The sequence below is a fragment of the Methylobacterium carpenticola genome, assembly GCF_042748905.1.
Taxonomy (GTDB): Bacteria; Pseudomonadota; Alphaproteobacteria; order Rhizobiales; family Beijerinckiaceae; genus Methylobacterium; species Methylobacterium carpenticola.
Window position 1 is genome coordinate 5,352,844 of record NZ_JBHZEO010000001.1, and the last position, 26,216, is coordinate 5,379,059.

Below are 26,216 nucleotides of genomic sequence, written 5' to 3' on the forward strand. Positions count from 1 at the left end.
TGACGGGAAGGCCCCGTTCGGTTGAAAGCGCGTCGTGAGGGGGCCGGTTGCTGACGCGAGCCGGCCCCGTTTCGATTTCCGACGCGTTTTCGCCGGTCGGGCGCCGAGGCCGAGGCCGGGCGCTCCACCGGCGCGGGTGGCCCGTGATGATGGACAAGACCTTCGATCCCGCCGCCGTCGAGGCGCGCATCGCCGCCGAATGGGAGGAGGCGCAGGCCTTCCGGGCCGGGCGCCCCGACCGCACCGACGCGGTGCCCTACAGCATCATGATCCCGCCGCCGAACGTGACGGGCTCGCTGCATATGGGGCACGCCCTCAACAACACCCTGCAGGACGTGCTCGCCCGCTTCGAGCGCCTGCGCGGCAAGGACGTGCTCTGGCAGCCCGGCACCGACCATGCGGGCATCGCCACCCAGATGGTGGTCGAGCGCCGCCTCGCCGAGCACCAGCAGCCCGACCGCCGCAGCCTCGGCCGCAGCGAGTTCGTGCGCCGCGTCTGGGAGTGGAAGGCGGAATCCGGCGGCACCATCGTCAACCAGCTGAAGCGCCTCGGCGCCTCCTGCGACTGGTCGCGCGAGCGCTTCACCATGGACGAGGGCCTCTCGAAGGCCGTCGTGAAGGTCTTCGTCGACCTGCACGCGCAGGGGCTGATCTACCGCGACAAGCGCCTCGTGAACTGGGATCCCAAGTTCCAGACCGCGATCTCCGATCTCGAGGTGCAGCAGGTCGAGGTGAAGGGCCATCTCTGGCACTTCGCCTATCCGGTGGTGGACGCGGACGGCAACGAGACCGCCGAGACCATCACGGTGGCGACGACCCGCCCCGAGACGATGCTCGGCGACACCGCGGTCGCCGTCCATCCGGAGGACGAGCGCTACCGGGCGCTCGTCGGCCAGCGCGTGCGCCTGCCCCTCGTCGGCCGCCTGATCCCGATCGTGGCGGATGAGTATTCCGATCCCGAGAAGGGCACCGGCGCGGTCAAGATCACCCCGGCCCACGACTTCAACGACTTCGAGGTCGGGCGCCGGCACGGCCTGCCGCTCATCAATATCTTGGATGAGGAAGCTCGCATAACGCTCGATGGAAACGAGGCCTTCCTGGAGGGCTCCGCGCCCGAGCCGGAGACCCTCGCGCTCCACGGCCTCGACCGGGCGGAGGCGCGCAAGGCCGTCGTCGCCCTGATGGAGGCGCGCGGGCGGCTCGTCGCGATCGAGCCCAACACCCATGCGGTGCCGCACGGCGACCGCTCGGGCGTGGTCATCGAGCCCTATCTCACCGACCAATGGTACGTGAACGTCGCGCCGCTGGCCGAGCGGGCGATGCAGGCGGTGCGCGACGGCCGTACCCGCTTCGTGCCCGAGACCTACGAGAAGACCTACTTCCAGTGGCTGGAGAACATCGAGCCCTGGTGCATCTCGCGCCAGCTCTGGTGGGGCCACCAGATCCCGGCCTGGTACGACCCCGAGGGCACCGTCTTCGTGGCGGCCAGCGAGGAGGAGGCCCTGGAGAAGGCCGCCGCCCATCACGGCCGCCCGGTGACGCTGCGCCGCGACGAGGACGTCCTCGACACGTGGTTCTCCTCGGGCCTGTGGCCCTTCTCGACGCTCGGCTGGCCCGAGGCCACGCCGGAGCTCGCCCGCTACTACCCGACCAGCACCCTGGTGACCGGCTTCGACATCATTTTCTTCTGGGTTGCCAGGATGATGATGCTCGGCCTTCACGCGATGGACGAGGTGCCGTTCCAAACCGTCTACATCCACGCCCTCGTCCGCGACGAGAAGGGCGCCAAGATGTCGAAGTCCAAGGGCAACGTGGTCGATCCCCTCGATCTCGTCGACCGCTACGGGGCGGATGCCCTGCGCTTCACGCTCGCCGCCATGGCGGCGCAGGGACGCGACATCAAGCTGTCGGTCCAACGCGTTGAAGGCTATCGGAACTTCGCCACGAAGCTGTGGAACGCCGCCCGCTTCGCCGAGATGAACGGCTGCCGGATCGACCCGGAGTTCCGGCCCGAATCCGTGCGCGAGACCCTGAACGCCTGGGCGCTCGGCGAGGCGGCCCGCGCCGTGGCCGAGGTGACGGCGGCGCTCGACGCCTTCCGCTTCAACGACGCGGCGAACGCCGCCTACCGCTTCGTCTGGAACGTCTTCTGCGACTGGTATCTCGAACTCGCCAAGCCCGTCCTGCAGGGCGAGGCGGGCGCGGGACAGGACGAGACCCGGGCCACGGTGGCCTTCCTGATCGACCAGATCTGCATCCTGCTCCACCCGTTCATGCCCTTCCTCACGGAAGAGCTGTGGGCGACGAAGGGCCGGGAGGCCGGGATCGAGCGCGCGCTCCTCGTGCTCGGCCGCTGGCCGGATCTCGGGGCCCTGAGCCGGCCGGAGGCGGAGGCCGAGATCGGCTGGGTGGTCGATCTCGTCTCCGAGATCCGCTCGGCCCGCTCCGAGACGAACGTGCCGGCCGGGGCCCAGATCCCGCTGGTGCTGGTGAACCCGAGCGAGGCCGTGCAGGCGCGCCTCGCCCGCTGGGGCGAGACCGTGCGGCGGCTCGGGCGCATCGGCGAGATCGGCACCGTCGCGGCGAGCCCCGCCAAGGCGGTGCAGCTCATCGTGCGCGGCGAGGTGGCGGCGCTGCCCCTCGAAGGCGTGGTGGACCTCGCCGCCGAGGTGGCGCGCCTGAGGAAGGAGGAGGGCAAGCTCGTGGCCGATATCGGCAAGATCGACGCCAAGCTCGCCAATGCCGACTTCCTGGCCCGCGCCCCCGAGGAGGTGGTCGAGGAGCAGCGCGAGCGCCGCGAGGCGGCCGCCGAGCGCCTCGCCAAGGTGCGCGAGGCGCTGACCCGGCTGGAGGGGTGATACGCAATCCGCTTGATCGAAGCGGATTGCGTATCAGCAAGCCCGCGCGGCGCTTGAGCGAAGCCGATTTCCGCATTGCGAAGCAATCAACCGGAAATCGTATGAGCCGGGCGAACGCCCCGATCCGGCGCCGCAATCACGCGGCGGCAATGCGACAACCCAACGGCCTCGCGATCGGGACCGTTGACGATGCCGGCTCGGCGCGTGCATCACGGTGCCCATGACGACGCATGGTCATCCCGTCTCGGAACCGAGGACGCGGGCCGGCAGCTTCCTCGCCGGCCTCGGAGCGCTCGTTTCGATCTGGCCGGCCGTCACCGTTCCGGCGCGAGCTTCCGGCCTTGACGCCCTGCGGGCGGACGGGCGGCGGATCGGCGACGACGTGAGGCGCGTGATCGCCCGCGAACATGCGCTCCTCGAAACCTCCGCGAAGTGACCCCGCGCAGCCGTCGCAGGGGGCTCGTGCGCCCGTCAGCCCACAGCCATCGTCCGCTCCGAGGAGAGCCGGCAAGGACCGCTGCCGCCGCGGACCCTGGACGAGTTCGAGGCCCTCGTGCCCGATGCGCCCGAGCGGATCGTCGCTCCGTGGGAGCCGGAGGCGCGGCATCGCCGGGTGCTGGAAGAGCATGCGCTCCGCGGAAGCCTGCGAACGGTGCGGATCGGCCAGATCGGCGCCATTGCCTTCGGGTCTGGGCGGGCTCGCATCCGGCTGCTTCCGTGTCTGGATGGGGCATCCCTCCGTGGCGGGCGTCGTGTTCGGCACGATGATCGTGCCCGTGGTGGGTGCCTTCCTCTATCGGCAGCTCAGGACGGAGAAGGCCGGGCAGCGGACCAGCCAAGCCGGTGAGCCGTCGCAGGACGTTTCTCACCGGAACGCGCCATGAAGACCCCGGTATTATGGAAGACCCCGGCATTGCCGGAACGTCCGCGATTCAGACCCCGCCGAACCATCCTGGCGGTCGCGGCCTTCATCATCATCTTGGCCCTCTGGATCGGACTGACCGCGAGGCCCGGCGACCCGACGCTCTATCCGCCCGCGGACGCGGCGGGGATCACCATCCACGTGGTGGCCAATGGCTGGCATTCGGGCCTGCTCCTGCCGCGGGACGCCCTGGCCCGGGGCGCCGCCGCCGTCGGGGCCGGGGGCCTCGCGGGGGTGGCCGAGCGCTTCCGCGCCTATCCGGCGCTCGAGATCGGCTGGGGCGATTCCGGCTTCTACCGGCAGGTGCCGACCCTCGGTGCCCTCGACTGGCGCCTCGCGCTCGAAGCCCTGTTCACGCCGGGGGGACGGCCCGCCGTGCTGCACGTGGTCGGGATCATGGGCGATCCCGCCGAGGCCTTCCCGGCCGCGCGGATCATCCGGCTGCGCCTGTCGCCGGCGGGGTTCGCGCGGCTCGCCGCCGCCCTGGGCGCGAGCCTGCGCGTCCGGGACGGACGGCCCGTCGAGGCGGGGCCGGGCCTCTACGGGCCGAGTCTGTTCTACGAGGCGGAGGGCCGTTTCAGCCTGCTGCGCCTCTGCAATCACTGGACGGCGGGCCTCCTCAACGCGGCGGGCCTGCCGGTCCTGCCGGTGCTCGACACCCTGCCGGACGGGCTGCGCCTCGACCTCGCGCGCAGCACCGAGCCGGACGCCCCGCCGCTCGGGCGCTGACCCGCCCGGTCAGGCGCTGACCGGGAGGTCGCTCTGGTGGGCGAACAGGGACCGGTAGACCCCGCCGCGGTGCAGGAGGGCGGCGTGCGGGCCGTCCTCGACGATCCGGCCGCGGTCGAAGACCAGGATCCGGTCGAGGCCGCGCACCGTCGAGAGCCGGTGGGCGATGACGAGCGCAGTGCGGCCCTGCATCAGCCGCTCCATCGCTTCCTGGATCAGCCCCTCCGATTCCGAATCGAGGCTCGACGTCGCCTCGTCCAGGATCAGCAGCGGCGCATCGGCCAGGAAGGCGCGGGCGAGCGCCACGCGCTGGCGCTCGCCGCCCGAGAGCTTCACGCCCCGCTCGCCCACCGGCGTGGCGTAGCCCCGCGGCAGGCGGCTGATGAAGTCGTGCGCGTGGGCGAGCCGCGCGGCGCGCTCGATCGCCTCCGGCGTGGCGTCCGGCCGCGCATAGGCGATGTTCTCGGCCAGCGAGCGGTGGAACAGCACCGGCTCCTGCGGCACCAGGGCGATCTGCCGCCGCAGGGACGCCTGGGTCGCTCCCGCCACGTCCTGCCCGTCGATGAGGACCCGCCCCTCCGCCACGTCGTAGAGCCGCTGGATCAGCTTGACGAAGGTGGTCTTGCCCGAGCCGGAGCGGCCGACGAGGCCGACGCGCTGGCCGGCCGGGATCGTCACCGAGAGGTCGCGGTAGAGCGGCGTCTCGTGCCCCGCATAGTGGAAGGTCACCCGCTCGAAGCGCAGGCCCCCGCCCGTGACCGCGAGGGGACGGGCCTTCGGCCGGTCCGAAACCCCGAGCGGCTCGGCCTCCAGGGCGACGAGATCCTCCAGCTCGTTCACGCCGCGCTGGAAATGGTTGATGTGGCCGCCGATGTCGCGCAGGTAGCCGTGCACCACGAAGTAGGTGGTGAGCACGGTGGCGACCTCGCCCGGGCTCGCGGCCCCGCGCCACCACAGCCAGAGCGCGGCCCCCACGATGGCGCTGCGGAAGGCCACCAGCAGCGCGAGCTGCCCGGTGCCGCTCCAGGTGACGCGCATCCAGGTGCGCCGCGTGCGCCGGCTCCACTTGGCCAGCACCCGCGCGAGGCGGGCCTCCTCGCGGGCCTCCGCCCCGAAGGCCTTGACCACGGCGTTGTTGCCGACCGCGTCGGCGAGCGCGCCGCCGAGCCGGGTGTCCCAGGCGTTCGAGAGCTGGGCGGCGGGCGCGATCACCCGGGTGGCGAAGAACAGGGTCGCGCCCACATAGGCCAGGGTGCCGAGTCCGATCACCGCGCCCATCACCGGCCAGCGCCAGCCGAGCACCGTCATGGTGCCGAGGAGCACCACCAGGGTCGGCAGGAGCGACAGCAGGATCGTGTCGTTGAGCCCGTCGAGGGCCCACATCCCGCGCGAGATCTTGCGTACGGTCGAGCCCGAGAAGCTGCCCGCGTGCCACTCGGTGGACAGGCGCTGGACCTTGGCGAAGGCCGAGGCCGCGACCTCGGCCATGGTCGAGAGCGTCAGCGGCACCACGAGGCTCCAGGCGATATGGCGCAGGGCGACCGCGAGGAGGCCGAGCCCCGCCAGGGCGGCGAAGGCCGGCACGGCCGCGGCGAGGGCCGCGTCGCGGTCGGGAAGGCCGAGCGCGTCGACGAGGCGGCCCGCGTAGAGGGGCAAGGCGACGTCGGCCAGGGTGGCGCCGGTGATCGCGGCGGCGAGAGCGGCGACGAGGCCGGCCCGCGCCCGCCAGTGACGGACGATGAAGGCGAGGACGCCGCGGAGGGCATCCGCGCGCCGGGGACGAGCGAGGGTCATGGGGCTGCCCGATGCGGGCGCGCATCGGCTCCGGTCAGGCGCCGCCGGCGCGGCACGGATGGATGGTCGGGGGAGAGCGTGCGGAGCGGCCCTCAGGCCGGCTGCCGCGCGGGGCCGTGCGATCTAGCGCGGACGGCCTGCGGAGGAGACGTGATCGGCATGCAGCATGCGGACTCCTCCGGTTCGAGCGTGACGGCCGGGAGCTATATCGTTGCCGGGACCGATTGGCAACCGGGGCCGTCCCGTCTTGTCCGGCAACCCCGTCATCATCGTCATCCACCGAAAGATCTGTCGAACACCTCCGATGCTCACCTCCCGTTTCCCGAGGACATCATGCATTCGGATGATTCTGCATCCCTTGACAGAATAGGCGGAGTGAAAAACTCTCCACACTTCTCGCGTCCATCGCGCAAGAGGGAGATGGACCGTGCCATCGGCCAATCAGATCGCCCTCCGGCTGGTGACGAAGGCGCCCGGATTCTGGCAGTTCGTCAGCGATACGCCGGGTCTGCGCGGCATCGTGAACCGGCTCTTCATCAATCTCGTCACGCAGAGCGCCCCGGCGCGCCCGTACCCGCTCTCCCTGTGGGGACCCGGCACGGATCCCTGCGCGCCCTACGCCTCCTGGACCGGCCTAGTGGAGCGCCGCTTCTCCGGCCGCCACCTGCCGCCCGCCACCCCGGCGGAGATCGAGGCGCTCCCTCCCGTCGCAGCGCTCGACGGGCTCTTCCGCCGCACGGGCACCATGCAGCCCTGCCCGAAGAGCTCGGCCCTGTTCTGCTTCTTCGCGCAGTGGTTCACCGACAGCTTCCTGCGCACCGATCCGGACGACATCCGCCGCAACACCTCGAACCACGAGATCGATCTCTGCCAGATCTACGGCCTGTCGCCCGCCGATACCGCCCTCCTGCGCAGCCACCAGGACGGCCGGCTGAAGTCGCAGATGATCGACGGGGAGGAATATCCGCCCTTCCTGTTCGACGCGGCGGGGGAGCGCGTCCGGCCCGAATTCCTGGGCCTGTCCTACGTGAACGAGGACGGCACCGGATATCGCAACCCGATCCTGGGGGAGAATTTCGACACGCCGGAGCGCCGCCGGACCCTGTTCGCCGCCGGGCTGGAGCGGGGCAATTCCACGATCTTCTACTCCGCCCTGAACACGATCTTCCTGCGGGAGCACAACCGGCTCTGCCGCCGGCTGAAGGCCGAGCACCCGGCCTGGAAGGACGACCAGCTGTTCGAGACGGCGCGCGCCGTCAACATCGCGCAGCTCCTCGAGATCATCATCCGCGACTACATCAACCACCTCTCGACGACGCGCTTCCGGGTCTTTCCCGAGATCGGCTTCGCGGAGCGCCGGCCCTGGTACCGGACGAACCGCATCGCCGGGGAGTTCGACCTCCTCTACCGCTGGCACCCGCTCGTCCCGACCGCGCTGACCCTCGACGGGGCGCCGCTGCCGAACGAGCGCTTCCGCGTCGACAACAGCCTCCTCCTGGAGCGGGGGCCGGTCGCGGTGCTGCACGCGGCGGCGACCCAGCGGGCGGGCCGGATCGGCCTCGGCAACACGCCCTGGTTCCTGGTCCCGGCGGATCTCGCCGCGATGGCCAAGGCCCGGGCGTGGCGGATCAGGCCCTACAACGATTACCGCGAGCGCTTCGGCCTGTCCCGCGTCACCTCCTTCGAGGAGCTCACCGGCGATGCGGACCTCGCCGCGCAGCTGCGCGACCTCTACGCCCACGTGGATCAGGTCGATTTCCTGGTCGGCCTCTTCGCGGAGGCGCGCGCGCCCGACGCGCCGCTCGGCGACCTGATGACGCTGATGGTCGGCTCGGACGCCTTCTCCCAGGCGCTCACCAACCCGCTCCTCGCCCTCAACGTCTACGGGGCGGAGGCCTTCTCGGGGCCGGGCCTCGCCAGTCTCGAAACCACCTCGACCCTCGCCGACGTGGTGCGCCGCAACGCCGATCTCGGTGAGCGGAGCGCGGCCTTCACCTTCGGGACGCCGCCGGAGCGCGACCCGCCCGGCGCCCTCGATCCGCCCGTGCTGAAGACCCTCGTCGATTCGGTGGACTTCCTGTTCGTGAGCGGCTGGGAGCGGTTCTTCGCCCGGCGGCGCGCCCGCCACCGCAGCACCGTGTTCCGGGTGAACCTGTTCCAGCCCCTCGTCGCGGTGCTCGACCAGAAGGGCATCGGGGCGCTCTTCGCCGATCCGGACCTGATCCAGGATTACGGGTTCGGCTGGGCGGTTCCGCCCCGGCCCCTCGTCGGCCACGTGGTGCCGAGCATCTTCGAGAGCGGCCCGGACCACGACGCGCCCAAGCGCCTCTACCTGCGCCTGCTCGCCTGGCGCGCGGAGACGCTGGAGCCGGTCTTCGCCGCGACCTTCGGAGATTTCGCCGCCCGCTGGGCCGCGCAGCCGCGCTTCTCCTTCGCGGAGGCGATCGAGGATTTCGCCGCGACCCTCGCCTTCCGCTGGCTCCTCGGGGCGGAGGTCGACCCGGCCGACGTGCGGCTCGTCTACGGCAACCTGTTCACGCAGCGCTTCACGGCGATCACCCGGTTCATCCCCTGGTCGACCTACGCGCGCTCGCTGCGCGCCTATGCGCGCATCGTCGATGCGGTGAAGCGGGCCCCGGCCTTCCACGACATCGCCGCGCTGGCGCAGAAGGAGGGCTTGGCCGACCGCGAGGCGCTGGCGAGGCAGCTCGCCTTCCTCGCCGGCATGAACGGCTTCCTCGGCCTCCAGAACCTGATGAAGTCCCTGGTCGGCGAGCTGAGCCTGCATCCCGGCTGGCGCGAGGCGGTGCGGCAGGAGGCCGCGGGCGGGCCGGCCGGCCGCGCGACTCCGATCCTCGACCGCGTCATCCGCGAGACGCTGCGCCTGCATCCGCCGGTGTTCTTCATCTTCGGGCGCGCCACCCGCGACCGCAGCCTCGATTCGGAATCCGGCCGCTTCCGGATCCGCAAGGGCGAGCTGGTGATGGGCGTGATCCCCTTCGCCCAGAACGACCCGACGCATGTCCCGCGCGCCACCGTCTTCGATCCGGACCGCTTCGCCGATCACCGGGACGGGCAGCGGCCGCTGATCTGGCCCCGGGGGCTCGAACGGGCCACGGTGGGGGCGCAGGACCGCACCTGCCCGGGCAAGGACGCGGCCTTCGCCGTCGCTCGGCTCTTCTGCACCACCCTGGTGCGGGAGTATGAATGGACGCTCGCCGAGCGTCCGGTCTGGGAGCGCCGCCGCTTCTCGCTGAACGTGGCCGCCCCGAAGGGGCCCCTGACCGTCGAACGGTTCGTGAGACAGGAGCAGACCGGGTGAGGATCGAATCCCGGACGAATGCCCCGGAGAGCGGGGCCTGATGGCGGTCCTCGACCGCACCGGGCGGCGCGAGGAGCCGCATGCGGACCGGGCCGCCGCGAGCCGGGAGCCCGAGCGGCCGGCCGGGCACGCGCCCGAGCGGCGCCAGCTCACGGTGATGTTCTGCGACCTCGTGGATTCGACGGTGCTGGCCTCCCGCCTCGACCCGGAGGATCTGCGCGTCGTCCTGCGCCGCTACCAGGCGGTCTGCGCCGAGGTGGTGGCGCGGCACGGGGGCTTCGTCGCGCAGTTCCAGGGCGACGGCATCGTGATCTATTTCGGCTTCCCCATCGCCCAGGAGGACAGCGCCGAGGCGGCGGTGCGGGCGGGGCTGGAGATCCTGCGGCGCGTGCCGGAGCTGCGGGTCGCGACCGGGACCGAGGCGGAGGTGCGCCTCGGCGTCGCCACCGGGCTCGTCGTCGTCGAGGAGGCGAGCGAGGCCCCCGGCACGCACACCGCCATCATCGGCCAGGTGCCGAACCTCGCCGCCCGCATCCAGGCCGTCGCGGCACCCGGCACCCTGGTGATCGCCGAATCCGTCCGCCGGCTGCTCGGCACCCTGTTCGACCTCACGGATCTCGGCCCCTACCGGCTCAAGGGCATCGCCGATCCGGTGCGTCTGTGGCGGGCCGAGGGCGCGCGCGAGCACGCCGCCCGCGCCGAGGCGCGCCGCAGCGGGAGCATGCATGTCGGGCGGGGGCGGGAACTCGACGCCCTCTCGGCGAGCTGGACCCGCGCCGCGAGCGGGCAGGGGCAGGTGGTGCTGGTGCGCGGCGAGCCGGGCATCGGCAAATCCGCCCTGTTGCGCGCCTGGACGAGCCGTCTCGCGGGGGCCGAGGCGACGCGCATCCTGCTCCAGTGCTCGCCCCGGCACACGCACAGCCCGTGGTATCCGCTGCTGGCCTATTGGCGGCGCGCCGCCGGGCTCGCGCCGGACGATGCCCCCGCGCTCCAGCGGGAGAAGATCGCAGGGCTCCTCGCGCCGGAGCGGCGGGCGGAGGGCGTGCCGCTCCTCGCCCACCTGCTCTCGGTGCCCCTGGAGGATGCGGCCGCGGACCTGACCTCCGACCAGCGCAAGGCGGCGACCCTGCGGCTCCTGCTCGAGGAGGTGATCGGGCTGACCGCGCGCCGGCCCGTGGTGATGGTGGTCGAGGACGCGCAATGGGCCGACCCGACCACCGAGGAGCTGGCGCGCCTCATCATCGACCGCCTCGCCGGGCGGCGGCTCCTGCTCCTCGTCACGGCCCGGCCCGAATACCGGCCCGCCTGGGCCGACCGCACCGGCGTCCGGCCGCTCACCCTCACGGGGCTCGATGCCGGCGAGGCGGAGGAACTCGTCCGCGGCGTGGCCATGGACCGGCCGCTCGCCGCGCGGGCCCGGCGCGCCATCGTGGCCCGGGCGGACGGGATCCCGCTCTTCATCGAGGAGCTCACCCACGCGGTGCTGGAGGTCCGGGACGGCGCGGGCCCCGAGGTGTCCCGCGTGCCGGCGACCCTTCAGGACATCATCATGGCCCGGATCGACCGGCTCGGCGGCGCCAAGCCGGTCGCGCAGATCGGCGCGGCCCTCGGCCGGACCTTCGCCGGAACGATGCTGCGGCGCGTGGCGGACCAGCCCGAGGCCGACCTCGCCGCCGCCCTGCGCGAGATCGTCCAGGCGGGCCTGCTCTCGCAGGGGGACGGGCCGGACGGCGCCACCTACCAGTTCAAGCACGCCCTGGTGCAGGACGCGGCCTACGAAAGCCTGCTGCGGTCGAGCCGCCGCACCCTCCACGCCCGCATCGCCGCCGTCATCGAAGCGGAATGCCCGGAGATCGCCGAGACAGAGCCCGAGACCCTCGCGCATCACCTGCGCGGGGCGCAGCTCTTCCACCGTGCCGCGGCGGCCTCCCTGCGCGCGGGGCAGCGGGCGGCGGCGCGTTTCGCCAATCCGGAGGCGATCCAGCACTTCCGGGCCGGCCTCGACGACCTCGCCCGGGTGCGGGACGAGGAGACCGGCCTCCTCGGGGCCCGGCTGCATCTCGGCCTCGCCCAGGCGAGCTACGTGACGAAGGGCCCCGCCCACGGCGACACGGTGGCGGCCTATGCGCGGGCGCAGGGCTGCCTCGACGACCTCTCCGACCCGGAGGAGCGCCTCGCCCTCCTGTGGGGCGTCTTCTCGGGCCACCATTTCGCCGCCCGGTTCGGCCCCGCGGAGGCCACGGCCCGGACCTGCCTCGACCTCGTGCGGCGGGACGGGGACCCGGCCCATCTCTGCCAGGCCCACCGCATGCTCGGCTACGTCCGCTTCTTCCAGGGCGACCTGCCGGAGGCGCAGGCGCATTTCCGGGAGATCCGCCGCCTCTACCGGCCGGCCCCGCACCGGAGCCTCGCCCCGATCTTCGGGGCCGATTGCCAAGTCGGGGCCGCGGGATTCGAATGCGTCCTCCTCTGCGTGCGGGGCCGCGTCGCGGAGGCGGTCGCGATGGCCGAGGCGAATCTCTGGCACGCGCGCGGCCTCGGGCATCCGGCGAGCATCGGCTGGGCCCTCGCCTCCACCTGCTACGTCCATCACTACCGGGGCGACCGGGCGGCGACGCGGGCGGTGGCGGCGGAGGGCGTCGCCTTCTGCCGCGCTCACGCCATCGCGGCCTGGGGTCTGCACTGCAAGGTCTTCCTGGCTTGGTCCCTGGCGGCGGGCCCCGACGGGGCGACGCTGGCCGCCGAGATCGTCGGCGACCTCGCGGATGCCGCCACGCGCACGCGGCTCGGCCTGCCGCAGCTCCGGGGTCTCGCCGCCGAGGCCCTGCTGCTCTGCGGCGAGACCGAGGCGGCCCTGGCCCAGCTCCGCACCGCCCTCGACGAGATCGCCGAGACCGGGCAGGGCTTCTTCACCCCCGCGCTCCTGCGCCTGCGCGGACTGTGCGCGCTCGCCCGCCGGGAGGGCGAGGCCGAGACCTGGCTGCGCGAGGCCGTCGCGGCGGCCCGCACCATGGGCGCGGCGCTCCTGGAGGATCGGGCACGGACCGACCTCGCGGCCCTCGCGCAGCAGGGCGGGGACGAGGGCGGAGCGGACTTGGTCCGGACCCTGCTCGGCGCGCCGGACCCGGTGCTGCCGCCCGTCTGACCGCGGCCGCGATCGTTCGTCGTGATCATCCTCGGCGAGCGTCCTTGGCGCTGCCGCCGGGATGTGGGACGAGGCCGGGATGACGACCTTCCTGGCCTATGCGGGCGCGGCGCTCGCCGAGATCGCCGGCTGCTTCGCGGTCTGGGCGTGGCTGCGCCTGGACCGCTCGCCCCTCTGGCTCATTCCCGGCCTCGCCTCGCTCGTCCTGTTCGCCGTCCTGCTGACCCGGGTGGAGAGCAGCGCCGCCGGGCGGGCCTACGCGGCCTATGGCGGCATCTACATCGCCGCCTCGCTGCTCTGGCTCTGGGGCGTCGAAGGGCAGCGGCCGGACCGCTGGGACCTCGGCGGCGCGGCCCTCTGCCTTGCGGGCACCGCCGTGATCCTGCTCGGGCCGCGCGCCTGAGCAGGATCACGGCAAGCCGCCATGCCGGCGAAGCGCCTGTGCCACCTGACCAATCCGTAATCTTCGGGCCACGGGCCGGTCAGGGCTCATCCCTAGAATGGCGACATCGACGGGGGCCGCGAGGCGGCCCCGCCCGCCAAACCGGAGGATGACATCCATGACCGAGCCCGTTCCCGCGTCCCGCTTCCACCGCAAGGCCCTCGCCTCCGTGGCGGCGGTGACGCTCGTCGCGACGGGCGCGCTCGGCACCGCGTTCCTGCCGCCGAGCACGCCGGTCCACGCCCAGGCCCTGCCGGAGACCCCGATCACCGTCCCCGAGCACCCGCCGGGCAGCTTCGCGCCGATCGTCAACCGGGTGAAGCCCGGCGTCGTCTCCGTGAAGGTGGCGCTCAAGGACGACGCGAGCGACGACGACGGCCCGGGCGGCGCCCAGAACGTGCCGCCGCAACTGCGCGAGTTCTTCCGCCGCTTCGGCGAGAACGGCGCGCCGAACCGGCCGCACCGCAACGGCGGGCGGGCCGCGCAGGGCTCGGGCTTCTTCATCTCGGCGGACGGCTACGTCGTCACCAACAACCACGTGGTCGAGAGCGCCAAGTCGGTGGAGGTCACCCTCGACGACGGCCGCACCCTCGACGCGAAGGTGGTCGGGACCGACCCGAAGACCGACCTCGCGCTCCTGAAGGTCACGGAGGGCAACGGTTCCTTCCCCTACGTGAAGCTCGCCCACGGCGCGCCGCAGGTCGGCGACTGGGTGGTGGCGATCGGCAACCCGTTCGGCCTCGGCGGCACGGTCACGGCCGGCATCGTCTCGGCCCGCGGCCGCGACATCGGCGCCGGCCCCTACGACGACTTCCTGCAGATCGACGCGCCGATCAACAAGGGCAATTCGGGCGGCCCGACCTTCAACGTCGCGGGCGAGGTCGTGGGCGTCAACACCGCCATCGCGTCGCCCTCGGGCGGCAATGTCGGCCTCGCCTTCGCGATCCCCTCGGAGACCGTGCAGGCGGTCGTCGACCAGCTGCGCACGGACGGCAAGGTCGCCCGCGGCTATCTGGGCCTCCAGATCCAGCCGGTGACCAAGGACATCGCCGAGGGGCTCGGCCTCGACAAGGCCAAGGGCGCCCTCGTCACCAGCGCGCAGGACGGCACACCGGCCGCCAAGGCGGGCCTGAAGTCCGGCGACGTGGTGCAGGCGGTCAACGGCAGCACCGTGAGCGATGCCCGCGAGCTGTCGCGCAGGATCGCCTCGATGAAGCCGGGCACCAAGGTGGAGCTGTCCTACCTGCGCGGCGGCAAGACCGACACCGCCACGGTGGAACTCGCCACCCTGCCGAACGACGGCAAGGTCGCCGCCCGCGGCGAGCGCGGCCAGGGCAGCGACGCCCAGCCGCGGCTGGGCCTCAGCCTCGCACCCGCCGACGCGGTGGGCGCCGGCACCGAGGGCGTCGCGGTGGTGAACGTCGATCCGGACGGCCCGGCGGCGGCCAAGGGCATCGAGCCGGGCGACGTGATCCTGGATGTCGGCGGCCAGCCGGTCTCCTCGGTCTCCGACGTGCAGAGCCGCGTCCGCAGCGCGGAGCGCGACGGCCGCAAGGCGGTGCTGATGCGGGTCAAGAGCGACAAGGGCGTGCGCTTCGTCGCCATCGCCCTGCAGTCCAAGAACGGCTGATCGGGAACAGCCGATCGCGCGATCACACCGGGGCCGGCTCCGCAAGGGGCCGGCCCCGTTCGCTTGATCCACAGGCCGCGATCCGCCTCTCGGAACGGCCCGTCCGTCAGGGGCTGCACAGGAGGGCGAGGCGGCGTCCGGCGACGCGGCCGCGGGCGGTGCCGTCCGTGCGGATGCGGTCGCCCTCCAGGCGGATCTGCCCGGCATCCTGGATCAGCGTGTAGCGGGTGCGGTCGAGGCCGAGCCCGAACTGGCCCGCCCAGAGCCGCAGGGCGGCGCAGAAGCTCTTCAGGGTCTCGGGCCCGTAGCGGACCGGAACGAGGAGCGGGGCGACCTGCGCCGTCCCGAAGGCCGCGCTGCGGAATCCCGCGAGCAGGTCGGAGCGCCCCTCCGGCAGGTCGAAGGCGGCGAGGGATTCGACGCCGAGCGCCCCCGCCCGGTCGGCGGGCTCGGTGGAGAGCGTCAGCGCCAGCGGCTGGTCGGTCAGCACCACCACGGCGCGGTCGGGCGCCGCCGCGAGATCGACGGCGGTGCGGCGGTAGGATTGGGCCTCGGCGGGCCGCGGCTGCGTGAAGCCGAGGCCGATCACGTCGAGCCACGCGGCCGAGCCGGAGACGCGGTCGGGATGGGCGACGAAGCCGACGAGCCGGCGGCGCTGGGCCTCCCGCTCGGCCGCGATGTCGGGCGTCACGATGCCGGTGGCGGGAACCGGCGGGGGTGGCGGAGCGGGAGGCGGGGGCGGATCGGACCGCTCCGGCGCCACCGAGGGCCGCAGCGCCTGCTCGGGCCGCAGCGGCTGCTCGGCCCGCTCGCAGGGCGGGCAGGAGGCCGGCAGCGGCGCGGGCGAAGCGGTCACGGCGGGACCGGGCGCAGGGGCAGGCGCCGGCTCGGGAGCGGCGGGCATCGGCAGGGCCGGGGCGGGCTCCGGCGCCGCGCGGCGGGCGATGAGGCCGATGCGCGGGTCGAGGAGCAGGATCAGCACGATCGGGCTCGCCACCGCGGCGAGCGCGGCGAGCCCGAGCAGGCTGCGGATGATCCTGTGTCCCACGCTGTCCCCGCCTCGGCCGCACCGGACCGCCAGTATGCGTGCGATCCGCCCAACAAAATGTCAGCGGGAAGTGCGGAGCCCCCCCGGCCCTGGGGATAGCGGGCATTGCGGGCATGGCCGGGCCGCTCGGCCACGCACCTTGACCGCGGGCGGGGCCGGCCGCACGGTCCCGGGCGCCCCCCCCGGGTCGCGGGGCCGAGCGGGGGGCCAAGAGGGTTGTCGGAGGACCGTCACATGCTGCGCATCGGGCTCGTCGCGCTCGCCGGTCTCGCGGCGGCCGCCCCGGCGCGGGCCGATGCCTGCGCGGCGCTCGCCGGCCGCTTCGTGACGACGACCGGGGCGGCGCTCGCCGGCCGCAGCGGCAGCACCGTGGCCTTCGGGGCGGCGGATGCCGACCTGATGCTCCTCGATTGCCGGATCCCCCGGCAGGTGATCCTGCGCTCGCGCTTCGCCGAGCCGAACCGGTCCACGTTCGTGCTGATCGGGCTCGCCGCGAAGGCCCTGGCGGGCGCCCGGGCCGAGGAGGCCGAGACCCTCGCGCTCGCCCTGCACCGGTCGGTGCGGCTCTCCGGCGGCGGCGCGTCCGGCCGGGCGGGGCCGGTGGAGATCGCCTGCTCGGCCGCGCCCGCGGGCGAGTTCCGGACGAGCTGCCTCGTGCGGGCCCTGCGCGGGTCCCGGGCCGGACGCTCCTGAAGCGGATACACCGGGGCGGTTCCCCCCTCGGGCCGGACATGCTCTAAGCGTCGGGTGATGCCGCGCTTCCTCGCCACCGGATCCACCCCGTGACGGACACCTCCCGCCTCATCGCCATCCTGGCCGCCGGAGGGTTCGCCAGCACCTTCGCGGGCCGGGTGGTCGAGCCCCTCGTCGGCGTGCTGGCGCGGGATTTCGCCGCCGCGCCCGCCACGGTGGCGCTCCTCTCCACGGCCTTCGCGCTGCCCTACGCCCTGATCCAGCCCGTGCTCGGGCCGGTCGGCGACGCGCTGGGCAAGGAGCGGGTGGTGGTCACCTGCCTCGGCATCCTGACGCTCGCGCTCGCCGCCAGCATCGTCGCCAGCGACATCCGCATGCTGTTCGCCCTGCGCATGGTCGCGGGGGCGGCGGCGGGCGGCGTGATCCCGCTGGCGCTCGCCATGATGGGCGACCGCATCCCGATGAACCGGCGCCAAGTCGCCATCGGGCGCTTCCTCGTCGCGGTGATCCTCGGGCAGCTCATGGGCTCCACCGTCTCGGGGCTGATCGAGGGGCAGATCGGCTGGCGAGGGGTCTTCGGCCTCTCGACCGCCGTCGCGGCGGCGGGATGCGGCGCGGTCCTCGTCGGCTTCGCCCGCAGCCTGCGGACCGCCGGCAGCCGCTTCGCCGTCGGCCCGGCCGTGCAGCGCTACCGGACGATCCTGGCCAATCCCCGCGCCCGGCTCCTGTTCGGCGCCGTCTTCATCGAGGCGATCGCGGTGTTCGGGATCTTCCCGCACCTCGCCCACCTCATCGAGGCGCGGGGCGAGGGCGGCCCGCGCGAGGCGGGGCTGGTGCTCGCGGGATTCGCGGCGGGGGGCCTGCTCTACTCGCTCCTCGTCGGCGTGCTCCTGCGCCTCCTCGGCCAGACCCGGATGCTGATGGCGGGCGGCGCAGTCTCGGGGGCGGCGCTGCTGACGGTGGGGCTCGCGGGGGCGTGGCAGATCGATGCCGCCGCCCTGGTGGCGCTCGGCCTCGGCTTCTACATGCTGCACAACACCTTCCAGGTGCAGGTCACCGAGGTGGCGCCGGAGGCCCGCGCCTCGGCGGTGGCGCTCCACGCCTTCTCGTTCTTCTGCGGGCAGGCGCTCGGCGTCGCGGTGCTGGGGGCCGGGCTCGCGGCGCTCGGCCAGCTCGGGGCGCTCGCCCTCTGCGCCGTCCTCATCCTGGTCCTCGGCCTCGTCACCGCCCGGCGCTTGGCGCAGCCGATCGGGCTCGCGCGCACCGGCTCATGATTTGCCCAAGACGATACTTGAGCAAGATGATCATCCGGTGAACGGCCGATGAACGAAGATGTGACGGTCACCTGCGTCGGTCTCGATTGCCGGAGATGCGGGAACCGTCCGGCGTCTCGCTCGTTGTTCTGCCTGAACAGAGACACATGCGAGGAGAATTCATGCGCAAGCTCGCGCTTCTGTCCGCCGCCGCCCTGTCGCTCGGCACCACCATGATGGTCGCAGCCCCCGCCGAGGCGCGGCCGGGCTACCGCCATGGCGGCTACGGCCACGGCTATTACGGCGGCCCGCGGGCCTATTACGGCGGTCATCGCGGAGGTCGCGGCATCTCGACCGGTGCGGCGGTCGGCCTCGGCATCGCGGGCCTGGCGGCCGGCGCCATCGCGGCGGATGCCGCGCGCCGCAACGGCTACTATTACGGAGCCCCGGCCTACCAGGCACCCGCCTACGGCTACGACGATTACGGGTACTGATCCGCACCGCGCGAAGCGGGCGGGCCAAGGCACGCGAACGAGGGCGGCCGGTCCATCCGGCCGCCCTCGTCGTGTGCCTGTCATCCCCGCGCGCGGTAGGGGGGCACGCCCTGGTCGGGCAGCCAGAGCGCTTTCGGCGGCTCGCCCGTCTGCCAGAACACGTCGATCGGGATGCCGCCGCGCGGATACCAGTAGCCGCCGATGCGCAGGAAACGCGGCTCCAGAAGCCCCGCGAGCCGCTTGCCGATCGCCACCGTGCAATCCTCGTGGAAGGCGCCGTGGTCGCGGAAGCTGTGCAGGTAGAGCTTCAGCGATTTCGATTCCACGAGCCAGCGGTCGGGCACGTAGTCGATCACCAGGATCGCGAAATCGGGCTGGCCCGTCACCGGGCAGAGCGAGGTGAATTCCGGCGCCGTGAAGCGGGCGAGGTAATCCGTGTCCGGATGCGGGTTCGGCACCCGGTCGAGTTCGGCCGCCTGTGGCGAGCGGGGCAGGGCGGTCGCCCGCCCGAGCTGAAGGGTCTCATCGGTGGTCATGCGCCCGATATAGGGATCCCTAACCGCCCGCGATACCGCGTTCTTCCTTCCCTTGGGGTGCTTGCCGCGCGCGACGTCTTGGCCGATAAGCCCGGCCTGTCGGCCGTCCGCCGGAGAGCATCGACATGACCGCGATCACCAATATCGCCGCCCGCCAGATCCTCGACAGCCGAGGCAACCCCACCGTGGAGGTGGACGTCCTGCTGGAGGACGGCTCCTTCGGCCGCGCCGCCGTGCCCTCGGGCGCCTCGACGGGCGCCCACGAGGCCGTGGAACTGCGCGACGGCGACAAGTCCAGGTTCGGCGGCAAGGGCGTGCTGAAGGCGGTCGCCGCGGTCAACGGCGAGATCCTCGACGCGGTCGGCGGCATGGATGCCGAGGACCAGGTCGCCGTCGACGAGGCGATGATCGAGCTCGACGGCACGCCCAACAAGGCGCGGCTCGGCGCGAACGCCATCCTGGGCGTCTCGCTGGCGGTGGCCAAGGCCGCCGCGGAAGCCTCGGGGCTCCCGCTCTACCGCTATGTCGGCGGGACCCAGGCCCGCGTCCTGCCGGTGCCGATGATGAACATCATCAACGGCGGCGCGCATGCGGACAACCCGATCGATTTCCAGGAATTCATGATCATGCCGGTGGGCGCGGCCTCGATCGCCGAGGCGGTGCGCATGGGAGCGGAGGTCTTCCAGACCCTGAAGGGCGCCCTCAAGAAGGCCGGCCACAACACCAATGTCGGCGACGAGGGCGGCTTCGCCCCGAACCTGCCCTCGGCCGAGGCCGCCCTCGACTTCGTGATGGAGTCGATCCGCGCCGCCGGCTACGCCCCGGGCAAGGACATGGTGCTGGCCCTCGACTGCGCGGCCACCGAGTTCTTCAAGAACGGCGCCTACGTGTACGAGGGCGAGGGCCAGACCCGCGACCCCGAGGCCCAGGCCGCCTACCTCGCCAAGCTCGTCGACGCCTATCCGATCCTCTCGATCGAGGACGGCATGGCCGAGGACGACTGGGCCGGCTGGAAGGCGCTCACCGACCGGATCGGCAACCGCTGCCAGCTCGTCGGCGACGACCTGTTCGTGACCAACGTGACGCGGCTCTCCGAGGGCATCGAGAAGGGCACGGCGAACTCGATCCTGGTGAAGGTCAACCAGATCGGCTCGCTCACCGAGACGCTGGCGGCGGTCGATATGGCTCACCGGGCCGGCTACACGGCGGTGATGTCCCACCGCTCGGGCGAGACCGAGGATTCGACCATCGCCGACCTCGCCGTCGCGACGAATTGCGGGCAGATCAAGACCGGCTCGCTCGCCCGCTCGGACCGGCTCGCCAAGTACAACCAGCTCATCCGCATCGAGGAGGGGCTGGGGCCGCAGGGGCGCTACGCCGGGCGCGCCGCGCTGAAGGCGTGACGGAACTCCGGGGAGGAGCGGGCGATCCCCGCTCCTTCGGACGACAGCGATCGGGAAGGCCGCCTCCGGGCGGCCTTTTTGCTGGGAGCCGCCGTCAGGGGCGGCCGATCCGCGGCGCGAACACGACCAGGTTTCCGACGAGGATGGCCGCGACGCCGGCGGCGGCGAGCGGCGTCACCTGGTAGCCCTCGAACAGGACCGACAGCGTGAGCGCCACCACGGGAAACAGCACGGTCATGGTGGAGGCCTTCTCCGGCCCCAGCCGATGCACGACGATCAGGTAGGTGGTGAAGCCGATCACCGAACCCGGAACGGCGAGGTAGAGGAGCGCTCCCAGGTAGGCCGGCGAGGGATCGAGGGTGAACGGCACGCCGCGCAGGAGCGCGAAGGCCGCGACCAGCGCGGCGCCGTACAGCATCCCGTAGGCGTTCACCGAGGCGACGGCGAGCCCGTGCCGCTGGTTCCGGGCGGAGACGAGGTTCCCGGCCGAGAAGAACCACGTGCCCAGCAGGGCGAGCGACAGGCCGCGCGCCGTCTCGCCGCTGAGCGCGGTTCCGGCGATGGTCTCCCAGAACAGGCCGACGATCCCCGCGAGCCCGATCAGCGCCCCCGCCAGCACGCGGGGCGCCGGCCGCCGCCGATGGAACAGGAAGGCGTTCGCGATATTGAAGATCGTCGCCGCCGAGAACACCACGGAGACGACACCGCTCGCGACGGACCGGGTCGCCGCGTAGAAGCAGGCGAAGTTGCAGGAGAACAGGCACGCGGCCTGGAGCAGGACGAAGGGCTGCTGGCGCAGGGGGATGGGCCGGAGACGGCCCGTCAGCCCCAGGGCGGCGAACAGGACGAGGCCGGCCAGGGCGAAGCGGTAGACGATGGACACCTCCGGGGCGACGACGCCGAGCTGGTGCTTGATGGCGATCCACGTCGTGCCCCAGATGAGCACGGTCGCGGCATAGGAGAAGGCGGTCACGGTTCCGGATCCTGGAGCGAACGATGGCGGCCTCGATAGACCGGAGCCGTCCCCGCCGCTCGCCGATTCCCCGCCGGGCCTTTGCACATTCCTGGGCTTTTTCGGCGTCCTCCGTTGCCCGCCGCACCGGGATCGCCTCCTACTCGCGCAGGATCCTTCCCCGGCAGCCCATGGCAATCCGAGATTCGGCAGACCCGCATCCCGACATCCGCACCGTCCTCGCCCGCACCGGCGCGGCCCTGCTGCGGTCGGGCTCGGCCGGCCGCGGGATCGCGCTGGCCGAATGGGTCAACCGCGACAATCATGCGCGCTACGACCGTCCGGATCACCATACGCTGAGCCTCTATCTCGCGGGCGGCGAGGGCGTCGTGCGCGAGGATCGCCCGGTCTCCGGCGGCGGGCCGGACAAGCTCTGCCTGCTCCCGGCCGGGCACGAGAGCCGCTGGCAGATCGGCGGCGAACTCCGGCTGTTCCACCTCTACATCGCGCCGGAGACGCTCGCCCTCCAGGCCGTCGAGGCCTTCGACATCGATCCGCGCCGGATCGACCTCATGGAGCTGACCTTCTCGGACGATCCCGCCACCGCGATGGTCGTGCGCGGCGGCGTGCTGCCCCTCGACTGGGCGGATGGCAGCGACCGGATGGCCCTGAGTTCGGCCTGCCACCTCCTGCTCCACGCCCTGCTGCGGCGCCACACCCGCGCCGGCGCGGGGCGGCCGGTGACGGGCGGGCTCTCGCCCTCCGTCCGGCGCCGCGTCGCGGACCGGGTCGAGGCGCGTCTCGGCGAGGCCCTCACCCTGGACGTGCTCGCCGACGAGGCCGGCCTCAGCACCTTCCACTTCGCGAAGATGTTCAAGGCGAGCTTCGGCGTGGCGCCCCACCGCTACGTCGTCGACCGCCGGATCGCGCGCGCGAAGAGCCTGCTCGCGGACGGGCGGACGGGCCTTGCCGAGATCGCTACGGCCTGCGGCTTCGCCTCGCACAGCCACTTCGCGCGCAGCTTCAAGCAGGCGACCGGCGCCACGCCCGGCCAGTGGCGGGGCCGCGCGGCCGGAGTCCCGGCGCCCTTGACCCTTCCTTAACCCTGACCGGCCATGCTTCCGGGCATGGTCGTCCGTCGCCGCGCCCGCGCCCTCCTGCTGCCGCTTGGCCTCTACGCCGCCTCGATCCTGGCGGTGGGCTACTTCCTGCGCGAGGCCGAGAGCGGCAGCCGCGGCCTCCAGGCCAAGCGCGCGCTCAAGATCCAGGCGTACAACCTCCAGCAGGAGCTCGACGCCGCCAAGGCCGACCGGGCCGAGTGGGAGCGCCGCGTCGCCCTGCTGCGCAGCGACCAGATCGACCGCGACCTCCTGGAGGAGCGGGCCCGCCTCGTGCTCGGGCGCGTGCACCCCAACGACGTCGTGATCTTCAACCCCTGATTCTCCCCGTTTTCCGGGCGCTCCCCGGCGCCGTGCCCCCTTTCGGGGCCTCGCTTTCCCGCCCCGCCTGCCCTAGACAAGCGTTGGACTAAGGTAGGGATCGGGAGGCGCTGATGGAGGCCGGGAACAAGGCACGCCGCGAGGACAAGGCCGCAGCCGCGGCGCCGCGCCCCGCGAACGCGCCGCAGTTCACGCGCGACGAGGATCTCCACGCCTATCGGGAGATGCTGCTGATCCGGCGCTTCGAGGAGAAGGCGGGCCAGCTCTACGGCATGGGCCTGATCGGCGGTTTCTGCCATCTCTATATCGGCCAGGAAGCCGTGGTGATCGGGGTCCAGATGGCCTCGAAGGACGGCGATCAGGTCATCACCGGCTACCGCGACCACGGCCACATGCTGGCCTGCGGCATGGACCCCAACGGCGTCATGGCGGAGCTGACCGGCCGGCGCGGCGGGTATTCCCGCGGCAAGGGCGGCTCCATGCACATGTTCTCCCGCGAGAAGAACTTCTACGGCGGCCACGGCATCGTCGGCGCCCAGGTCTCGCTCGGCACCGGCCTCGGCTTCGCCAACAAGTACCGCGGCGACGGGGCGGTGAGCCTCACCTACATGGGCGACGGCGCCGCCAACCAGGGCCAGGTCTACGAGAGCTTCAACATGGCGCAGCTCTGGAAGCTGCCCGTGGTCTACGTGATCGAGAACAACCGCTACGCCATGGGCACCTCGGTGAGCCGGGCCTCGGCGCAGACGGACTTCTCGAAGCGCGGCGTCTCCTTCGGCATTCCGGGCGAGCAGGTCGACGGCATGGACGTGCGCGCCGTGCGCGAGGCGGCCCGGCGGGCGATCGAGCATGCCCGTTCGGGGGAAGGGCCCTACATCCTGGAGATGCAGACCTACCGCTACCGCGGCCACTCGATGTCCGACCCGGCCAAGTACCGCACCAAGGACGAGGTCGCCCGCATGCGCGAGGAATCCGACCCGATCGAGCAGGTGCGCAAGCGGCTGCTCGGCCCCCACAAGCTGCCCGAGGACGAGATCAAGGCGGTCGACGCCAAGGTCCGCGAGATCGTGAACGCGTCGGCGGACTTCGCCACCAACGATCCCGAGCCCGATCCGTCCGAGCTGTGGACGGACGTCCTGCTCGAGCCCGCCCGCGCCTGACGCGACCCTCTTCCCCGGATCGACAGAAGCACCCATGGCGACCGACATCCTGATGCCCGCCCTCTCGCCCACGATGGAGCAGGGCAAGCTGGCGAAGTGGCTCAAGAAGGAAGGCGACCCGGTCAAGGCCGGCGACATCCTGGCGGAGATCGAGACCGACAAGGCGACCATGGAGGTCGAGGCCGTCGACGAGGGCGTGCTCGCCAAGATCCTGATCGCCGACGGCACCGACAACGTCGCGGTCAACACGCCGATCGCCGTGCTGGCGGAGGAGGGCGAGGACGTCTCGGCCGCCTCCAAGGGCTCCGGCAAGGGGCCGGCTCAGGAACCGGCCAGGAGCCCCGCGAAGAAGCCGAACGGCCAGGACGCCCCCACTCCCGACATGAAGGCCGAGGGGCAGGCCGGGACGGCGGCGCCGGCCGCCAAGACCGGCGAGGACGCGCCGGTCGCCCCGGCGGCGCCGGCCGCGATCACCAGCCGCAGCGCCGACACGGCGATGGCGGAGATCCCCGAGGGCACCGAGATGGTGACCCAGACGGTGCGCGAGGCCCTGCGCGACGCCATGGCGGAGGAGATGCGCCGGGACGAGGCCGTCTTCGTGATGGGCGAGGAGGTCGCCGAGTACCAGGGCGCCTACAAGATCACGCAGGGGCTCCTGCAGGAATTCGGGGCGCGCCGGGTCGTCGACACGCCGATCACCGAGCACGGCTTCGCCGGCGTCGGCGTCGGCGCGGCCTTCACGGGCCTGCGGCCGATCGTCGAGTTCATGACCTTCAACTTCGCCATGCAGGCGATCGACCAGATCATCAACTCGGCGGCCAAGACCCTCTACATGTCGGGCGGGCAGCTCGGCTGCCCGATCGTGTTCCGGGGCCCGAACGGCGCGGCCGCCCGCGTGGCCGCCCAGCACAGCCACGACTACGCGGCGTGGTACTCGAACGTGCCGGGCCTCAAGGTGGTGATGCCCTACACCGCCTCCGACGCGAAGGGCCTGCTCAAGAGCGCCATCCGCGACCCGAACCCGGTGATCTTCCTCGAGAACGAGATCCTGTACGGGCAGTCCTTCCCGGTGCCGAAGCTCGACGACTTCCTGGTGCCGATCGGCAAGGCGAAGGTCCACCGGGAGGGCTCGGACGTCACCATCGTGTCCTTCGGCATCGGCATGACCTACGCGCTCAAGGCCGCGCACGAACTCGCCGAGCAGGGGATCGGGGCCGAGGTCATCGACCTGCGCACCATCCGGCCGATGGATTCCGAGACGGTGGTGGAATCGGTCAGGAAGACCGGCCGCTGCATCACCGTGGAGGAGGGCTTCCCGCAATCGGGTGTCGGCGCCGAGATCGCCGCGCGCCTGATGGTGGACGCCTTCGACTATCTCGACGCGCCGGTCCTGCGCATCACCGGCAAGGACGTGCCGATGCCCTACGCGGCCAACCTGGAGAAGCTCGCGCTGCCGACCGTCGCCGAGGTGATCGAGGCGGCCAAGGCCGTCTGCTACCGGTAGGCCCGGCATGGCGGACGAATCGAAGTTCGAGGCTCTCGCGGTCCCGCCGGACGCCCTGGAGAAGGGCGGCGTCGAGGTGGTGCGCGCGAGCGTGGTCGATGGCGGGGTGAGCGTGGCCCTGCGGCGCTCCTTCGACGATCCCTTCACCTGGGGCGTGCTGCTGATCGACCTCGCCCGCCAGGCCGCGCGCATCTACGCGATGGAGACCGACCTCTCGGAGGAGGAGGCCTTCGCGCGCATCCGCGAGGGGCTCGAGGCCGAGAGCTTCGATCCCGGCCGCGTGAACTGAGAGCCGCGCATGGCCGAGCCTGTCCCGCGTCGCGCCACCTACGCGGATCTCGAAGCGGTCCCGGCGCATCTCGTCGCCGAGATCATCGACGGGACGCTGGAAACCCATCCCCGGCCGCATCCGCGGCGCGGCATCGCGACGGCGGAACCGGCCAGCGAGCTGATCCCGCCTTTCGGCCGCGGGCGCGGGGGACCGGGCGGCTGGATCTTCATCATCGAGCCCGAGCGTCACCCCGACGCCCAGGGGGTGGTGCCCGATCTCGCCGGCTGGCGCCGCAACCGCCTTCCCACCGAGCCCCCGACCGCCTGCATCGAGACACTGCCGGACCGGGTCTGCGGGATCCTCTCGCCCTCGACCGCCCGGATCGATCGCGGCCCGAAGCGCCGCATCTCCGCGCAGGCGGGCGCCGGCCATCTCTGGCTGCTCGACCCCGCGGACGGCGTGCTCGAAGCCTTCACGCTGACCGGCGGCCGGTGGCCGCTCGTCGGCACCGTCCAGCGCGGCGAGGGGGTCGGCCAGCCGCCCTTCGACGCCGCGCCGTTCCCGCTCGACGCCCTCTTCCCCTTCGACGATCCGGCCGCCCCGCCGCTGCCCGAGACCTGA

At 72.5% G+C, this 26,216-nt stretch carries 21 protein-coding genes; 17 read left to right on the top strand and 4 right to left on the bottom strand.

Annotated features, from left to right (window positions below; genetic code table 11):
• Positions 1-146: 146 nt before the first annotated feature.
• The 3 genes from ACE101_RS24855 (at position 147) to ACE101_RS24865 (ending at position 4,509) form a co-directional block, all read left to right on the top strand.
• Positions 147-2,858, top strand: a complete 2,712-nt coding sequence (locus ACE101_RS24855; protein ID WP_379135406.1) for a valine--tRNA ligase — start codon at positions 147-149, stop codon at positions 2,856-2,858.
• Positions 2,859-3,390: 532 nt separating this feature from the next.
• The gene (locus ACE101_RS24860; RefSeq protein WP_379138918.1) at positions 3,391-3,705 is read left to right on the top strand and encodes a DUF2335 domain-containing protein; all 315 of its coding nucleotides are present in this window, start codon (positions 3,391-3,393) and stop codon (positions 3,703-3,705) included.
• A gap of 132 nt (positions 3,706-3,837) precedes the next feature.
• Entirely contained in the window at positions 3,838-4,509 is a 672-nt protein-coding gene (locus ACE101_RS24865) for a DUF2459 domain-containing protein (RefSeq protein ID WP_379135409.1), read from the top strand.
• A gap of 9 nt (positions 4,510-4,518) precedes the next feature.
• Here the strand turns inward: ACE101_RS24865 and ACE101_RS24870 are convergent, their stop codons facing one another.
• Positions 4,519-6,303, bottom strand: a complete 1,785-nt coding sequence (locus tag ACE101_RS24870; protein WP_379135411.1) for an ABC transporter ATP-binding protein — start codon at positions 6,301-6,303, stop codon at positions 4,519-4,521.
• A 427-nt stretch (positions 6,304-6,730) separates the two neighbouring features.
• Here ACE101_RS24870 and ACE101_RS24875 point away from each other — a divergent pair, with 427 nt between their 5' ends.
• The 4 genes from ACE101_RS24875 (at position 6,731) to ACE101_RS24890 (ending at position 14,842) form a co-directional block, all read left to right on the top strand.
• Entirely contained in the window at positions 6,731-9,625 is a 2,895-nt protein-coding gene (locus ACE101_RS24875; protein WP_379135414.1) for a cytochrome P450, read from the top strand.
• A gap of 40 nt (positions 9,626-9,665) precedes the next feature.
• Positions 9,666-12,770, top strand: a complete 3,105-nt coding sequence (locus ACE101_RS24880; protein ID WP_379135417.1) for an AAA family ATPase — start codon at positions 9,666-9,668, stop codon at positions 12,768-12,770.
• Positions 12,771-12,849: 79 nt separating this feature from the next.
• The gene (locus ACE101_RS24885; protein WP_379135419.1) at positions 12,850-13,173 is read left to right on the top strand and encodes a YnfA family protein; all 324 of its coding nucleotides are present in this window, start codon (positions 12,850-12,852) and stop codon (positions 13,171-13,173) included.
• A gap of 157 nt (positions 13,174-13,330) precedes the next feature.
• Positions 13,331-14,842, top strand: a complete 1,512-nt coding sequence (locus ACE101_RS24890; RefSeq protein WP_379135421.1) for a Do family serine endopeptidase — start codon at positions 13,331-13,333, stop codon at positions 14,840-14,842.
• Between the two features lie 106 nt (positions 14,843-14,948).
• Here ACE101_RS24890 and ACE101_RS24895 read toward each other — a convergent pair whose 3' ends face one another.
• A complete protein-coding gene (locus tag ACE101_RS24895) occupies positions 14,949-15,890 on the bottom strand; it encodes a hypothetical protein (protein ID WP_379135424.1) in 942 nt (313 codons plus the stop codon).
• 234 nt (positions 15,891-16,124) lie between these two features.
• Here ACE101_RS24895 and ACE101_RS24900 point away from each other — a divergent pair, with 234 nt between their 5' ends.
• The 3 genes from ACE101_RS24900 (at position 16,125) to ACE101_RS24910 (ending at position 18,330) form a co-directional block, all read left to right on the top strand.
• The gene (locus tag ACE101_RS24900) at positions 16,125-16,583 is read left to right on the top strand and encodes a hypothetical protein (RefSeq protein ID WP_379135427.1); all 459 of its coding nucleotides are present in this window, start codon (positions 16,125-16,127) and stop codon (positions 16,581-16,583) included.
• An 89-nt stretch (positions 16,584-16,672) separates the two neighbouring features.
• Positions 16,673-17,857 (top strand): MFS transporter, encoded by a 1,185-nt coding sequence (locus ACE101_RS24905; protein ID WP_379135430.1) that lies wholly within the window; start codon positions 16,673-16,675, stop codon positions 17,855-17,857.
• Positions 17,858-18,018: 161 nt separating this feature from the next.
• On the top strand, positions 18,019-18,330 hold the full coding sequence (locus tag ACE101_RS24910) for a hypothetical protein (RefSeq protein ID WP_379135431.1): 312 nt from the start codon (positions 18,019-18,021) through the stop codon (positions 18,328-18,330).
• An 80-nt stretch (positions 18,331-18,410) separates the two neighbouring features.
• Here ACE101_RS24910 and queF read toward each other — a convergent pair whose 3' ends face one another.
• Positions 18,411-18,866: a preQ(1) synthase gene (queF, locus tag ACE101_RS24915; RefSeq protein WP_379135433.1), complete on the bottom strand. Its 456-nt coding sequence runs from the start codon at positions 18,864-18,866 to the stop codon at positions 18,411-18,413.
• A gap of 125 nt (positions 18,867-18,991) precedes the next feature.
• On the opposite strand from queF, the gene eno reads away from it, so the two are divergent.
• A complete protein-coding gene (eno, locus tag ACE101_RS24920) occupies positions 18,992-20,269 on the top strand; it encodes a phosphopyruvate hydratase (protein ID WP_379135436.1) in 1,278 nt (425 codons plus the stop codon).
• A gap of 94 nt (positions 20,270-20,363) precedes the next feature.
• Here the strand turns inward: eno and ACE101_RS24925 are convergent, their stop codons facing one another.
• The gene (locus ACE101_RS24925) at positions 20,364-21,242 is read right to left on the bottom strand and encodes a DMT family transporter (RefSeq protein WP_379135437.1); all 879 of its coding nucleotides are present in this window, start codon (positions 21,240-21,242) and stop codon (positions 20,364-20,366) included.
• 170 nt (positions 21,243-21,412) lie between these two features.
• Between ACE101_RS24925 and ACE101_RS24930 the strand changes: the two genes are divergently transcribed.
• The 6 genes from ACE101_RS24930 to ACE101_RS24955 all read left to right on the top strand — a co-directional run bounded on the left by ACE101_RS24930 (position 21,413) and on the right by ACE101_RS24955 (position 26,216).
• The gene (locus tag ACE101_RS24930) at positions 21,413-22,324 is read left to right on the top strand and encodes a helix-turn-helix transcriptional regulator (protein ID WP_379135439.1); all 912 of its coding nucleotides are present in this window, start codon (positions 21,413-21,415) and stop codon (positions 22,322-22,324) included.
• Positions 22,325-22,348: 24 nt separating this feature from the next.
• A complete protein-coding gene (locus tag ACE101_RS24935; protein WP_379135441.1) occupies positions 22,349-22,660 on the top strand; it encodes an FtsB family cell division protein in 312 nt (103 codons plus the stop codon).
• Between the two features lie 113 nt (positions 22,661-22,773).
• Complete coding sequence (gene pdhA / locus ACE101_RS24940) at positions 22,774-23,820, top strand: pyruvate dehydrogenase (acetyl-transferring) E1 component subunit alpha (RefSeq protein ID WP_379135444.1); 1,047 nt, start codon at positions 22,774-22,776, stop codon at positions 23,818-23,820.
• Between the two features lie 34 nt (positions 23,821-23,854).
• A complete protein-coding gene (locus tag ACE101_RS24945) occupies positions 23,855-25,324 on the top strand; it encodes a pyruvate dehydrogenase complex E1 component subunit beta (RefSeq protein ID WP_379135446.1) in 1,470 nt (489 codons plus the stop codon).
• A 7-nt stretch (positions 25,325-25,331) separates the two neighbouring features.
• Positions 25,332-25,613, top strand: a complete 282-nt coding sequence (locus ACE101_RS24950) for a DUF5076 domain-containing protein (RefSeq protein ID WP_379135449.1) — start codon at positions 25,332-25,334, stop codon at positions 25,611-25,613.
• 9 nt (positions 25,614-25,622) lie between these two features.
• Positions 25,623-26,216: a Uma2 family endonuclease gene (locus tag ACE101_RS24955; protein WP_379135452.1), complete on the top strand. Its 594-nt coding sequence runs from the start codon at positions 25,623-25,625 to the stop codon at positions 26,214-26,216.

Excerpts from the sequence above, each read along its gene's own strand:
- ACE101_RS24855 (WP_379135406.1), top strand. The coding sequence starts at position 147 with ATGATGGACAAGACCTTCGATCCCGCCGCCGTCGAGGCGCGCATCGCC.
- ACE101_RS24870 (WP_379135411.1), bottom strand. The coding sequence starts at position 6,303 with ATGACCCTCGCTCGTCCCCGGCGCGCGGATGCCCTCCGCGGCGTCCTC.
- ACE101_RS24880 (WP_379135417.1), top strand. The coding sequence starts at position 9,666 with ATGGCGGTCCTCGACCGCACCGGGCGGCGCGAGGAGCCGCATGCGGAC.
- ACE101_RS24885 (WP_379135419.1), top strand. The coding sequence starts at position 12,850 with ATGACGACCTTCCTGGCCTATGCGGGCGCGGCGCTCGCCGAGATCGCC.
- ACE101_RS24890 (WP_379135421.1), top strand. The coding sequence starts at position 13,331 with ATGACCGAGCCCGTTCCCGCGTCCCGCTTCCACCGCAAGGCCCTCGCC.
- ACE101_RS24900 (WP_379135427.1), top strand. The coding sequence starts at position 16,125 with ATGCTGCGCATCGGGCTCGTCGCGCTCGCCGGTCTCGCGGCGGCCGCC.
- ACE101_RS24910 (WP_379135431.1), top strand. The coding sequence starts at position 18,019 with ATGCGCAAGCTCGCGCTTCTGTCCGCCGCCGCCCTGTCGCTCGGCACC.
- queF (WP_379135433.1), bottom strand. The coding sequence starts at position 18,866 with ATGACCACCGATGAGACCCTTCAGCTCGGGCGGGCGACCGCCCTGCCC.
- eno (WP_379135436.1), top strand. The coding sequence starts at position 18,992 with ATGACCGCGATCACCAATATCGCCGCCCGCCAGATCCTCGACAGCCGA.
- ACE101_RS24930 (WP_379135439.1), top strand. The coding sequence starts at position 21,413 with ATGGCAATCCGAGATTCGGCAGACCCGCATCCCGACATCCGCACCGTC.
- ACE101_RS24935 (WP_379135441.1), top strand. The coding sequence starts at position 22,349 with ATGGTCGTCCGTCGCCGCGCCCGCGCCCTCCTGCTGCCGCTTGGCCTC.
- pdhA (WP_379135444.1), top strand. The coding sequence starts at position 22,774 with ATGGAGGCCGGGAACAAGGCACGCCGCGAGGACAAGGCCGCAGCCGCG.
- ACE101_RS24945 (WP_379135446.1), top strand. The coding sequence starts at position 23,855 with ATGGCGACCGACATCCTGATGCCCGCCCTCTCGCCCACGATGGAGCAG.
- ACE101_RS24950 (WP_379135449.1), top strand. The coding sequence starts at position 25,332 with ATGGCGGACGAATCGAAGTTCGAGGCTCTCGCGGTCCCGCCGGACGCC.
- ACE101_RS24955 (WP_379135452.1), top strand. The coding sequence starts at position 25,623 with ATGGCCGAGCCTGTCCCGCGTCGCGCCACCTACGCGGATCTCGAAGCG.